Here is a 13,258-nt window from a genome sequence, read left to right as displayed (position 1 = left end):
TCAAGTAACTTACATTTTTCGAATGGCGAATTTAGTTAATGTTTCATAAACGAGCTAGCTCATTCAGATTACGTTCTACTATCTCAATTACTACAATATCTGGTTTTTCATGCCTTATCAACTTAAGATCAACAGTTTTATGAGGGCAGAGTAATGTTTCCCGAAAAAAACCAGAAATAAGCCGGTTCATACTGTAACTAAACGAATCTCCGAAAAGTAACATTTTAGGTAATCGAGGATTTGACAAGGCAAACTGAGAAGACGGCAGCCCTCCTTCAGCGTTCGGAATACTATTTATCTGCCTTGCATTCAGTCTGGCTGGCAACATTATGTCATAATAATTAGGATCCTGAATATCATTATTCAAGGCTATCATTGTAACTAAATCCCCACCTGATCCTGTATATTTCTGCAGGGTATATTCTGAAGAGCTGACTTTTGGTATAGACGGAAAATCCTGCCGCAGGCGTTTGGCGAGCGTTAGCGATGCAATTAAAGCACCTAAATTATTCCAATGTGTATCCGTTTTATAATATATTTCTGCATGGGTTTTAGCAGTCATAAGTGTGTCTCTTACATTGACTAATTGTATAGAAGAATGTTGAATCAGATATGTTTCCAGCTGATCCATTTGAGTTCCACATTCATTAAGCTTTAAATGATCAGGTACATTTTCAGGATAAATGGTGTATGAATCAGGAGCAATCATCAGATACATGTGGATTCCTTGGCTTCTAAGTTCTCGTTGGTAGCTTTGTAAACGATTTTTAATTTTTTCCATTATCGCTTTTGACAAAGGAGCCATGCCGCGATGATTATCAACCGTATAATTGAAACTATTACCAGCATAAAACCAGCCATTTTTGCCGACAACCACTTTTTCTGGTAATGATGCCTGATGTAATAAGCGATATTTCCCTAAACTATACAAATAAAAAAGAATGTTTCGCCCCCCAAAATTCTCGCTATAGTATTTTTTGAACTCCCGTACGAAACGTTTTGGGTCTGATAAGTTGAAAAGAGGAACGCTGGCAAGTCGTCTCTTTTCTGTACTTTGATATTTGTTTGTAATATCTAATCCCTGTTCTAAAACCGGAAATATAATACACAATGAAAACCCTATAGACAATATGAAAAATCTTAAAATTCTCATATGATAATTTCTAATAAAAAAACAAAATAACCAAGCCTCGGTAAAAAAAATTAAAATCTGAAGTAGATAAACGGATTGTACGTGTCAGCCGCCATGTACATTACGGACAAAATAAAAAGGCCGAACAGCATACATGAATAGAGTATTTCTCTGAGATACAAAGCAGGTAATTTCTGCCAACGACTATGAAATACAAAATAAACCGGAGTAGCAACAATGAAGCTAATAATAAACGTTACGAGGTTTTCATCTGTCAGAAAATACGAGACTGGGTAGGCTATAGTTTCTTTCGAGGGTAGCAGCCCGGCCATTTTTTCTAAGTATGCTATTGCAACTGTCAGATTTTCCGCCCGGAAAAAGACCCATCCGATCAAGACAATAAGTAGCGTATAAGCATGAGCGAAAACAGGCCATATCCGCTCAAGTCGTCTGCCTAACCCAGCCCGCTCAATCAGCAAAAATAAACCGTGAAAAACTCCCCAAACAATAAAATTCCAGCTGGCTCCGTGCCAAAGCCCTGTCACAAAAAAAACAATTAACAGGTTTCTATATGTTTTAAACTCTCCTCCCCGATTTCCTCCTAACGGAATATATACATAATCACGAAACCAGCTTGAAAGCGAAATATGCCATCGACGCCAAAATTCCTGAATAGAACGGGAAATATATGGATAATTAAAATTTTCTTTAAAATCGAAGCCAACCATTTTGCCTAACCCAATGGCCATATCCGAGTATCCTGAAAAGTCAAAATAAATTTGCAGGCTGTATGACACAATACCTAACCAGGCGGTGGCGGTAGAAATCTGGTTCAGGTTTACTCCAAATATTTTATCTGCAATGACAGCAAATGTATTAGCTAACAACATCTTTTTAGCTAATCCAATAATAAAACGCTCTACTCCTACACCAAATTTTTCAATTGTTACTACCCGTTCGTCCAGTTCAGGTGCAATATCAGCATAACGTACAATCGGACCGGCAATCTGGTGCGGAAACATGGCAACATAGGTGCCATAATCAAGAAAACTTTTGTTTGCCCGAATCCGGCCCCAATAAATATCAAGTGTATAAGAAATACCCTGAAACGTATAAAAACTAATTCCGATGGGTAATGCTATTTGCGCCAGATGAACACTGCCGGAAACCGGTAAATGTAAGGCAACAGCCAAACTCTGAATAGTATCAAATGTGAAATTGGTATACTTAAAACAAAATAAAAGTGATAAACTCCCTAGTAATGAGAGCCATAACCCACCCTTCCGGTTCCCCTTTTCGATCAGTTTGCCAGCAATAAAATTAATAAATGCCGAAAGCAACAATATCAGCACAATCAAACCTTCACCCCAGGCATAAAATATTAAGCTGGCAATAAATAAAAACGCATTCCGAAGATTTATAGCTTTCCAACGTCCAGGTAATATAAAGTAAATTATCAAAAAAACAGGCAGGTACAAAAACAGAAACAGAGCCGAACTAAATAACATATTCTTATATGAAGAATTTTAGACAAATCTATGTAATTCCCGAAATGCAGCAATCAACTCAAGCGTCTTTTGATCGAGCGGCACAGGCAGAACACAGAAAATGTACCTTCAAAAATGATAAAAGCGAATGTTTACATACTATCCGGAGAATGTAGGTGGGACGACATAAAAGTAAAAAAGCTGAATTTTGGATCACAAAACCAGCTCTTTTATGTATCTACAGGCTCATGCAAAGATAAAAAAAAATCGAGTTGCCGGGCTGACCATTAATCTCATTCAATAAAAAATGCACCAGAGCGGTATAATTAATTTACCAGTATGCCTATACGCCAACTTTCTGTATACAATATAGCAAAATCGTAACAATATATACTATCAAATGAAGGGCGCTTTAACGACACATATCTTTTAAGACTCTCTGCCGTTAAAGCGCCCCCTCGTGAGTAGAGTAATAGCGGCCCGCTAAAAATCAGAAAAACGAAATTCGTAAGACCCAGGGACTTCCGTACACCTGAGTGGAACTAGTGGTATAATTCAGATTATACAAAGCCGACAGGTTAATGCCCGCCAGCCGCCCGATACGCTGCGAATAGGTTACGCCTACCAGCGGGCTGGCGATCCACGTCCGGTTCACCGGCAAACCGGCTCCGCTGTAGTTATCCTGCACGCTGATGCTTTCCAGCTCACCGTGTGCATACAGGTTCGGAATAATTTTCGGCACGATTTCATACATCCCGAATACACGCCCCCCATACTGGTTTGCCGTAAAATTATAACGCTGTCCGGCCGAATCGTACAATTTAAGGCGTGTGTATACATAATTGACCCCTACACCGAGCACGGCCCGCTCAGAGGCCTGATAGGCTACCACCGGCGATACACCAATGCTGAACGGATTACCGATAGACAAGCCGCTGATGCCCCCGCCAAAGCGCAGGCGCTGCATAAACGGCAACGGATTGCCTTCAGGTGTACGCGATCTTAACGGATCCTGAGCACCTCGTTCTCCCCGTTCTTCGGGGTCTGCGGTGATCTGTCCGAATGCCAGACTGCTGGTCAGTAATGAGGTCAGCAGCAGAAGTTTACCAATATGTCTCATAATGAACTGTTACGACGAAATAATTACTAAATACAAACGAAAAAAGTTCTTTTTTAGCGCCCGAAGCACAGGGCATGGAGCATAGTGCTGCGTGCTGTACTATGAAACCTACGCTCTATGCCCTAACACTCTACTCACTACGCCCTATGCTCTTAGCCTCATGCCCCTTTTAAAAATCAACCTCCTTGACTTCGGGGTCGCTCAGGAGCCGTTTAATGCATTTCTCATGGGCTTTTTCAGGGCCATGTACACGCCAGTGGCCGCTTATCTCATTACCTATACGCTGTTGGGTGCCGCGGTGTGGCGACAACCCGCATTCTCTGAAAAAATTCTCGTACTGCATCAGGGTTTTGTGACGAAACGGCGTTACAATCCGGTAATCCCGCACCTGATTCACCCGGCTGATCCATCTGGAGGCCTGCGTCAGCAACAACAGGGCGCACACCATAAAAACGGAGCCAATGATGGCAATGCCATACTCACCCGCGCCCAGACACATGCCCAGCGCCCCGATTCCCCAGACGGTAGCGGCCGTCGTCAGTCCCCGGACCCGGCTGTCTTCCTTAAAAATAATACCGGCGCCCAGAAAGCCGATGCCATTTACGATGTTGGCGGCAATCCGGTCACCGCTGTTGCCGATCCGCTCCGAGGCCAGCGTAAAGAGCGCCGATCCGACGCAGATCATAATCATGGTCCGGAAACCGGCCGATTTACCGTGGTACTCACGCTCGGCCCCAACAAGCCCCCCGATCAATACGGCCAAGCTCAGCCGGATAAAGTCTTCTGTATAAAATTCCATTGCCAGACATGTTACAAAACAGGTTCCGGGATCAGCCATTTTCCCACTAAATGTCCTTGCCCGTCAGAAACCCTTTTCGCCTGAAAACCGTTAGTCTTAAGATACAGTTTGTTAATTTCACTGAATGAATTCTGCTGTCGAGAATCTTACACCTACCGGCATAGATCACCTTGATCCCAAGAGCCATATTATCATTAAGGGAGCGAAGGTACACAATCTAAAAAATATAGACGTTGCCATCCCGCGTAACAAACTCGTTGTTATAACGGGTTTGTCCGGTTCGGGCAAATCGTCGCTGGCATTCGATACCCTTTTTGCCGAGGGACAACGTATGTATGTCGAAAGCCTGAGTTCGTATGCACGGCAGTTTCTGGGCCGCATGGAAAAACCCGAGGTCGAATACATCAAGGGCGTATCGCCGGCTATTGCCATCGAACAAAAAGTAACGAGTCGGAATCCACGGTCAACGGTTGGAACGACGACCGAAATTTATGACTATCTGAAGCTGCTTTTCGCACGGGTCGGCATTACCTATTCGCCGGTATCGGGGCAACCCGTCCGGAAAGATACGGTTACCAGTGTCGTGAATTACCTCTACACCTTTCCTGCCGGACAGCGTGTGATGGTGATGGCTCCGCTCCGGATCCGTGAAGGCCGCACCCTGGCCGATGAGCTTAAAATCCTGCTTCAGAAGGGCTATACCCGGATCGTGATTGACGAGAAAATGATTTTTCTGGAAGAAATTCTGGAAGCCGGCTTCATGATGCTGGAGGAGCAACAGATTGCTCTGGCCGACATCCGGTCGCAGGCACCGGAGATCTCCGTACTCATCGACCGCAGTACGGTCCGGTTTGATGACGAAGGCAAACCCGACGAAGACAACCAGTACCGCTTTTCGGACTCGGTCCAGACCGCTTTTAACGAAGGCGACGGCGTTTGCCAGGTTGACATCATGGGCGTTGAATCGCGGGTCTTTTCCGATAAATTCGAGCTTGACGGCATCCAGTTTGAGGAACCAAGCGTCAACCTGTTCACCTTTAATAACCCGTACGGGGCCTGCCGCCGTTGCGACGGTTTCGGCAAGGTCCTGGGTATTGACCCCGATCTGGTCTTTCCTGACAAAAGCCTCTCGGTGTTCGAAGGCGCCATTGCGCCGTGGCGCAGTGAGAAAATGAGCGACGAATGGCTACGTCCGCTGCTCCGGAACGGCATCCGCTTTGATTTCCCGATTCACCGGCCCTACCGCGACCTGAATGAGCAGGAAAAAGAAGTGCTCTGGACAGGCAACAAATACTTCAGCGGCCTGAATGCATTTTTCGACTACGTAGAAAGTCAGACCTTTAAGGTACAGTACCGCGTTATGCTGTCGCGGTATCGCGGCAAAACAACCTGCCCTGAATGCCGTGGCTCGCGGCTGCGGAAAGATGCCAGTTATGTAAAGTTGCCGGGAACCCCGGCACTGGAAAAGGAACATGTTTCGATTACCGACCTGGTGCTGATGCCGATCGGTCGTGTCGGCACCTATTTCCGTGAACTTGACCTGCCTGAAGGTCAGAAGCAGGTAGCTACCCGGATCCTGATCGAGATCCGGAACCGGCTTGATTACATGGAGCGCGTAGGCCTTGGTTATCTGACGCTGAACCGGCTCACCAACAGCCTGTCCGGCGGGGAATACCAGCGTATTAAGCTGGCCACGTCTCTTGGTTCGGCACTGGTGGGTTCGATGTATATTCTCGACGAACCGAGCATCGGCCTCCATCCGCGCGACACACAACGGCTCGTCAGTGTGCTCGAATCGCTGCGCGACATGGGCAACACCGTGATTGTTGTTGAACATGAGGAAGAAATGATGCGGGCGGCCGATCAGCTGATCGACATTGGCCCCGATGCCGGTGTACACGGTGGTCAGCTTATGTTCCAGGGTACCTGGCAGGACATCATGGACGATGCAGACCAAACCGGTACGGACAGTCCGGGGCGGGCATCGCATACGATCAACTTCCTGACAGGTCGCGATACCATTGCGACCCCATCGTTTCGCCGGAGTCCGGTGAATTATATTACTCTGAAAGGCGCTTCCGAAAATAACCTGAAAGATGTTGATGTACGCTTTCCGCTCAATACGCTCACGGTCGTAACCGGCGTATCGGGTTCCGGCAAAAGTACCCTGATCCGCAAGGTATTATATCCGGCCCTGAGCCGGCTGAAAGGTGAGGCGGCCGAAGAAGCCGGTAAGTTTACCGAACTGGAAGGCAGTGTGGACCTGATTAAGGCCATTGAAATGATTGACCAGAACCCGATCGGTAAATCGTCCCGGTCGAACCCGGTCACTTACATCAAGGCTTATGACTACCTGCGGCAGGTTATGGCTGAGCAGCCGCTGTCGAAAGCGCGGGGCTACAAACCCTCTCATTTTTCGTTCAACGTGGAAGGTGGCCGCTGTGAGGTGTGTCAGGGCGAAGGCGAGGTAAAAGTCGAAATGCAGTTTATGGCCGACATTTACCTCAAATGCGAAGGCTGTAACGGACGCCGGTTCAAACAGGAAGTGCTGGAGGTAACGCTGGCGGGTAAAAACGTGTCGGATATGCTCGACATGACTGTCGACGAAGCCATCGCTTTTTTCCGCGAAAACGAGCCCAAAATGGCGGATAAGCTGATGCCGCTGCAGGAAGTCGGACTGGGCTATATCGGACTGGGGCAATCGGCCAACACCTTATCGGGTGGTGAGGCGCAGCGGGTTAAACTGGCCTCATTCCTGAGTAAGGGCAACGCCAACAAAGGGCAGACCCTGTTTATTTTCGACGAACCAACCACGGGTCTGCATTTCCACGATATCCGTAAACTGCTGAAAGCCATTAATGCGCTGGTCGATCAGGGCGATTCGGTGATTATCATCGAACACAATACCGAGATCATCAAAAGTGCGGATTACATCATCGATCTGGGCCCCGAAGGCGGCGACGCTGGTGGGTACATTACCTTTACCGGTACACCCGAACAGATGACCCAACTGCCCGAAGGCCAGAATTTTACCGCCGATTTCTTACGCGGAAAGCTTTGATTAGTACTGGATGCTGGATACTGGATACTGGAATCCAGCATCCAGTAAACTTTTCAATGAAGCACATTTTTACCCTTGTACTAACCTTACTTTGCCGGTTCGGCCTGTAAAAAGGAACCGGCCGAACCAGCCTCGACCTCGAAAGGCTTAGCCATGGGCCTCAACAACCCCGGTCAGGCAGTAGCAACCGACGGCAGCGACAACTTTATTGTAGCCGGCGTGTTTGGCGGTGCCCTGGCAGGCCACAACCTGACGGCCACCGGAACCGCCGATACCCATCTGGCGAAATACGATAAAAACGGTGTCCTGCTCTGGGAACGTACTGCCGGTGGTACAGGCATCAGCACCACCCCGATAGGCGTCGAAACCGATGCGCAGGGTAATATCTACGTGTTGGGGTATTTTGGCGGTACCGGCAGCAACCTGACCGCTGCGTTTGGCAGCAAGACCGTCACAGCCAAAAGCGGCAACGATGCCTTTCTGGCGAAGTACGACCCGACCGGCGCTATCCTATGGGTGCTGAGCGTGGGCAATACAACCGGTGCTACGGATGAACGCGCCTGTGACCTGACCATCGACGGAGCCGGTAAATTTTACGGAAAAAGCGTTGATTTCGACCCGTCTGACCTCGCAGCTTACCTGTCGAGCGCCGGCCAGGATGATGCCTTTACCGGAAAATACACGTCCGAAGGGGCCCTCTGGACAAAATAATACCGGTCCGGAATTGTTTTGTTCGGCACCTGTTTGAAAAGTCATTTGATGAATACCCCTGTTTTCCCTAATTTTGGCCGATTTTTCAGCCATCGCTCATTCGGTGATCCGTCATACGAATAAGTAGATAAAGCCAGCATAAAGCACATAGCATGAGAGAGATACAATTCCGTGAAGCCCTGCGTGAGGGTATGTCGGAGGAGATGCGCCTGGATCCGAAAGTTTTCCTGATGGGCGAAGAAGTTGCCGAATACAACGGTGCTTACAAAGTGAGTCAGGGTATGTTAGACGAATTTGGTCCTGAGCGCGTCATTGATACCCCAATTGCCGAGTTAGGTTTTGGCGGTATTGGTGTAGGCGCGGCCATGAACGGTTTACGCCCTATTGTTGAGTTCATGACGTTCAACTTCTCGCTGGTGGCTATCGACCAGATCATCAACAGCGCAGCCAAGATGATGTCGATGTCGGGCGGTCAGTATTCAGTACCTATCGTTTTCCGTGGCCCAACGGGTAACGCCGGTATGCTGTCGTCGCAACACTCACAAAACTTTGAAAACTGGTATGCCAACACGCCGGGTTTGAAAGTGGTGGTTCCGTCGAATCCATACAACGCAAAAGGCCTGATTAAGTCAGCCATCCGCGACAATGATCCGGTAATTTTTATGGAATCGGAGCTGATGTACGGCGACAAGGGTCCGGTTCCTGAAGAAGAATACCTGATTCCGATCGGTAAAGCGCAGGTCGTTCGCGAAGGGTCTGACGTGACGCTGATTTCGTTCGGTAAAATGATGAAGGTAGCCAATCAGGCGGCTGAAGAACTGGCGAAAAACGGCGTTTCGGCCGAAGTAATCGACCTGCTGTCGGTTCGTCCGATTGATTACGATACCGTGCTGAAATCAGTGAAGAAAACAAACCGTTGCGTAATCGTTGAAGAAGCATGGCCGCTGGCCGCCATTTCGTCAGAACTGACCTACAACATCCAGCGTAACGCATTCGATTATCTGGACGCACCGGTTATCCGGGTCAACAGCCTTGACCTGCCCCTGCCGTATGCACCAACGCTGATCGAGGTGATTCTGCCAAACGTGAAGAAAACATTACAGGCTGTTGACGCTGTGATGTACAAAAAATAAGCGTTTCGTAGCGCTGATAAAAGGTTGAAGCTGCAAGGTTTCAGCCTTTTTTTATGGCATCTCCCCACGGTGACCCCTAAAACAGAAAGCCCGCTTTGCGGAAGGCAAAACGGGCTTTGTTGCTGTATATGGTGTTTAAACGCCGTAGTTCAGTAAAAAGTTTACGCCTTGAAAAATAGTTCAATTATTTTTCATATTATTCGCATTATGGATAATTATGCAAAAAGGGTAACATATATGCGTATCAAAACCACCACAAAAGTTATATACGAGATTACGATTCAGCATATCGGGTCATTAAATACCATTCGTCAACGGGAGCCGGTAACGATTTTTTTTTCGAACCTACGCAAAGCCGTTGATGCCATTACCACCGAGCTGACACTTAATAACTGGCCCCTCAAAATAAACTACACGGCTGTTTATCGGGGCGTTAAACAGCGTAACTTTTACACCTGCGATTTCGAGATTGCCGGTACAAAAGTCTTCCGCATCCGGATTGTCCCCCGTGTGCTCAACCCAGCCCTGCCACGGTTGGGGATCGATGAAAATCCGGTTCCGGTAAATTAGGGGTACGGCCCTGGCGTTTTGGAGATCTAAACCAGAAAAAACAGAAAGCCCGCTTTGCGGAGGGCAAAACGGGCTTCGTTGCTGTGTATGATGTTTAAACGCCGGTGTTCAGCAAAAAGTTTACATCCCGAAAAATTGTACGATTATTTTTCACATTATTCACTTTTATGCATCAGGGTAATACTTTTTATAAAAAACAGCCATTTTACATACAAATACAGAATTTATAAATATAATACATACATTTACGGAAAATATAGCAACTATATAATGACGTATGAAAGGAACTAACCTGGGTGAGTTTGAAGAGCTGGTATTACTAACCATAGCAGCACTGGGACGTGATGCGTACAGTGTGGCCATTTGTGATGAACTGGAGCGGTACACCGGCCGTGCCGCAAAACTGGGAGTGGTACATGCCGTTCTGAACAGGCTCGAAGAAAAAGGATTAGCGAAAAGCTATCTGGGTGAAGCCAGTGCCACGCGGGGCGGCAAACGGAAGCGGTTTTACGAAATCAGCCAGGCGGGTAAGGTGGCGCTGGTGCGGTCGAGAGAGATCCGCGAAACCATCTGGCAGCATATTTCGGGCCTCAATCTGGAAGGATTATCATGAAAAGAACCCGACAAGACGAAACGCCTCCACAATGGGCCGTCAGCTTTCTGAGATGGTATTGCCATCCGCGTCTCGCCGAGGATCTTGAAGGCGACCTTTACGAGTATTTCCAACGTAACATTACGGAAAAAGGGCTGCGCCGCGCCCGATTGATCTATGCCATTGATGTGATTAAGTTTCTGCGCCCTTATACCATCCGTCCTGTTCAACCGCTTACTTTTCTTTCCCGTTTCATCATGCTCAGCAGTTATCTCAAATCGTCCGGACGCAACCTGGTGCGGAATAAGTTATTTTCTTTTATCAACATTGCCGGCCTGGCCATTGGCATGTCGGTTGGCCTCCTGGTGATAGCGATTCTGAACGACCTGCTGGCCTACGATCAGTTCCACGAGAAAAAAGGCCGGATTTACCGGATTATTACCCACCATCAGGAGCACGGCAATCCGGAAATGAAACTGGCCTCAACATCGGTCAAAGCGGGCCGGCAAATCAGGGTCGCAATTCCCGGCATCGAAGATGTCACCATCCTGCGGAGCGGGTTCGGGGGAGATGCACAGATCGGGGAGAAAAAAATTCCGGTTGAAGGCAAATGGGCGGATAATTCCTTTTTCCGGGTCTTCTCCTTCCCGCTCGTAGCCGGTGATCCGAAAACAGCGCTGAATGAGCCTTATTCGCTGGTTATCACCGAACAAACTGCGAAGAAACTGTTTGGCGATGACAATGCGCTGGGCCGTACCGTTCGTTTTGACAGCCTGGCGTATACCGTAACCGGCATTGCCAGGGAGGTTCCCCATCAATCGCACCTGCGCTTAGACGTTCTTGTTTCATTTGCCTCCGCTGACGCCACGCTCGGGAAAAAACAACCGGATTTATACAACTGGGATAACATCTGGCAGAATTACGTATACCTCACCTTGCCCCCAACAACCACACCCGCCGCCGTTCAGCCTGCCCTCGACAAACTGTGTGCCGAAGAAAACAAAGCCTTGCATGACCTGAAGCTGACGGTTTCCCTGCAATCTCTCAGCGAGATTACATTCAGCAAAGGCCTGAATAATAACATCGGACCGACCGTTGATCCGCTCTGGTTGTGGGGGCTGGGCGGACTGGCGTTCATTGTCATTCTGTCGGCCTGCTTTAACTACACCAATCTCTCGGTCGCCCGCTCGCTGCGCCGGTCACGCGAAGTAAGTGTACGAAAAGTAATCGGCGCACGGCGAAGCCACATTATGGGGCAGTTCATGACCGAATCTGTCATTATTGCCTTAGCCAGCCTGCTGATTGCCTTTGGGTTATATATTTTTCTGCGAAAGGAGTTTCTGTCACTTACCCCCGAAATTACGGAGATGGTATCCCTTACCTTATCCGTTCGGACTATGCTTTATTTTATCGGGCTGGCAGTAGTTATCGGTCTGGCGGCCGGGTTCCTGCCTGCGGTTTTCTTCTCCGGAATCAACGCCCTGGCGGCCATGAAGACCAGGCTCGCCTTTAACCCGGGCAAACGCTTCGGACTACGCAAGGTGCTGATTGTTACCCAGTACACGTTCTCGCTGATTTTTATCTCAACGACTATTGTTGGGTATAGTCAGTACAAAAAGATCCTGCACTTCGACTTAGGGTTCACGACTGACAACGTTATCAACCTGAAACTGTACGGTGCTGATCCGGCAGCTCTGAAAAAGGACCTGGCCGGACTTCCGGAAGTTAAACAAATTTCGCAGTCGATGATGGTGACCAGTCTGGGCAGTTTCTTCGGGTTTACCATGAAGTACCAGCCCGGTGATTCGGCTCTGGTTTGGGAAAACCGGGTGGATGAGCATTATCTCCCGCTCCATGAGCATACGCTGCTGGCCGGAACCAACTTTACCGTACGCCCGGAAAAAGGCCAGGAGCGTGAAGTCATTGTTAATCAGCAAGTCTTGAAGCGGTTTAACATCGGCGGGCAGAGCCCGCGCAACGCCATTGGCCAGTTTGTAACAGTCGACGGACAGAAACTGGCGATTGTCGGGGTGTTGAAAGACTTCAATTACGGCACACTGGAGCAAAAAATTGACCCTGTAATGTTCCGCTATACCCGAAGTGAGCCGTGGGGCTTTCTGAATCTTAAGGTGACTACCGATGACATGGCCGCTACACTTGTGAAGCTTGACGAGGTCTGGAAAAAATATGACAAGGTTCACCCGATCAACGCCCGTTTTTATACGGATCAGATCGAAGCGGCTTACAGCCGGTATGCTATCATGGTGAAAGTAATCGGGTTTATTGCGGTACTGGCTATCTGTATTGCTTCGCTTGGTTTGTTCGGCATGGTCGTTTTTACCATCGAAACGAGGCTGAAGGAAGTCAGCATCCGGAAAGTGCTGGGCGCCGATGAGGCCGGACTGGTTTATTTGCTGTGCAAGAATTTTCTCCTGTTACTGCTGCTGGCCGCCGCGATTGCCCTACCCGTTACTTACCTGCTGTTTGACAAGCTGGTGCTGCCACGGTTTGTGTACCACAAACCAATTGGCTGGGGCGAATTGCTCATTGGTTCCCTGCTGGTGATGTTGTTTGCCTTGCTGATGATCGGCTCTCAGACAGCCCGGGCGGCCCGGATCAATCCGACTAATGTATTAAAAGGCGAATGAGGCCG

The 13,258-nt window shown here is 48.3% G+C and carries 10 protein-coding genes; 6 read left to right on the top strand and 4 right to left on the bottom strand.

From position 1 onward, the window contains the following. Positions 1 to 43 precede the first annotated feature (43 nt). The 4 genes from BLX24_RS23450 to BLX24_RS23435 all read right to left on the bottom strand — a co-directional run bounded on the left by BLX24_RS23450 (position 44) and on the right by BLX24_RS23435 (position 4,538). Positions 44 to 1,153 (bottom strand): alginate O-acetyltransferase AlgX-related protein, encoded by a 1,110-nt coding sequence (locus BLX24_RS23450; RefSeq protein WP_071505649.1) that lies wholly within the window; start codon positions 1,151 to 1,153, stop codon positions 44 to 46. Between the two features lie 50 nt (positions 1,154 to 1,203). Next, positions 1,204 to 2,640, bottom strand: coding sequence for an MBOAT family O-acyltransferase (locus BLX24_RS23445; RefSeq protein ID WP_071505648.1), 1,437 nt, complete (start codon positions 2,638 to 2,640; stop codon positions 1,204 to 1,206). Between the two features lie 469 nt (positions 2,641 to 3,109). Continuing rightward, positions 3,110 to 3,739 carry a hypothetical protein gene (locus BLX24_RS23440; RefSeq protein ID WP_071505647.1) on the bottom strand — a complete coding sequence of 210 codons (630 nt, stop codon included), beginning with the start codon at positions 3,737 to 3,739 and terminating at the stop codon, positions 3,110 to 3,112. A gap of 169 nt (positions 3,740 to 3,908) precedes the next feature. After that, the gene (locus BLX24_RS23435) at positions 3,909 to 4,538 is read right to left on the bottom strand and encodes an MgtC/SapB family protein (protein WP_071505646.1); all 630 of its coding nucleotides are present in this window, start codon (positions 4,536 to 4,538) and stop codon (positions 3,909 to 3,911) included. Between the two features lie 124 nt (positions 4,539 to 4,662). Between BLX24_RS23435 and uvrA the strand changes: the two genes are divergently transcribed. The 6 genes from uvrA to BLX24_RS23405 all read left to right on the top strand — a co-directional run bounded on the left by uvrA (position 4,663) and on the right by BLX24_RS23405 (position 13,253). Continuing rightward, entirely contained in the window at positions 4,663 to 7,599 is a 2,937-nt protein-coding gene (uvrA, locus tag BLX24_RS23430; RefSeq protein ID WP_071505645.1) for an excinuclease ABC subunit UvrA, read from the top strand. Positions 7,600 to 7,752: 153 nt separating this feature from the next. Further along, positions 7,753 to 8,310: a hypothetical protein gene (locus BLX24_RS23425; RefSeq protein WP_071505644.1), complete on the top strand. Its 558-nt coding sequence runs from the start codon at positions 7,753 to 7,755 to the stop codon at positions 8,308 to 8,310. 152 nt (positions 8,311 to 8,462) lie between these two features. Continuing rightward, the gene (locus BLX24_RS23420) at positions 8,463 to 9,443 is read left to right on the top strand and encodes a pyruvate dehydrogenase complex E1 component subunit beta (protein WP_071505643.1); all 981 of its coding nucleotides are present in this window, start codon (positions 8,463 to 8,465) and stop codon (positions 9,441 to 9,443) included. Between the two features lie 237 nt (positions 9,444 to 9,680). Then, positions 9,681 to 10,013 carry a hypothetical protein gene (locus tag BLX24_RS23415; protein ID WP_083422140.1) on the top strand — a complete coding sequence of 111 codons (333 nt, stop codon included), beginning with the start codon at positions 9,681 to 9,683 and terminating at the stop codon, positions 10,011 to 10,013. A gap of 277 nt (positions 10,014 to 10,290) precedes the next feature. Further along, positions 10,291 to 10,626: a PadR family transcriptional regulator gene (locus BLX24_RS23410; RefSeq protein ID WP_071505642.1), complete on the top strand. Its 336-nt coding sequence runs from the start codon at positions 10,291 to 10,293 to the stop codon at positions 10,624 to 10,626. Then, complete coding sequence (locus BLX24_RS23405; protein ID WP_083422137.1) at positions 10,623 to 13,253, top strand: ABC transporter permease; 2,631 nt, start codon at positions 10,623 to 10,625, stop codon at positions 13,251 to 13,253. The genes BLX24_RS23410 and BLX24_RS23405 overlap by 4 nt, the downstream gene beginning before the upstream one ends. Positions 13,254 to 13,258: the final 5 nt, after the last annotated feature.

This window comes from Arsenicibacter rosenii, from assembly GCF_001870735.1.
GTDB lineage: Bacteria > Bacteroidota > Bacteroidia > Cytophagales > Spirosomataceae > Arsenicibacter > Arsenicibacter rosenii.
This window is presented reverse-complemented; position numbering and strand designations above follow the sequence as displayed.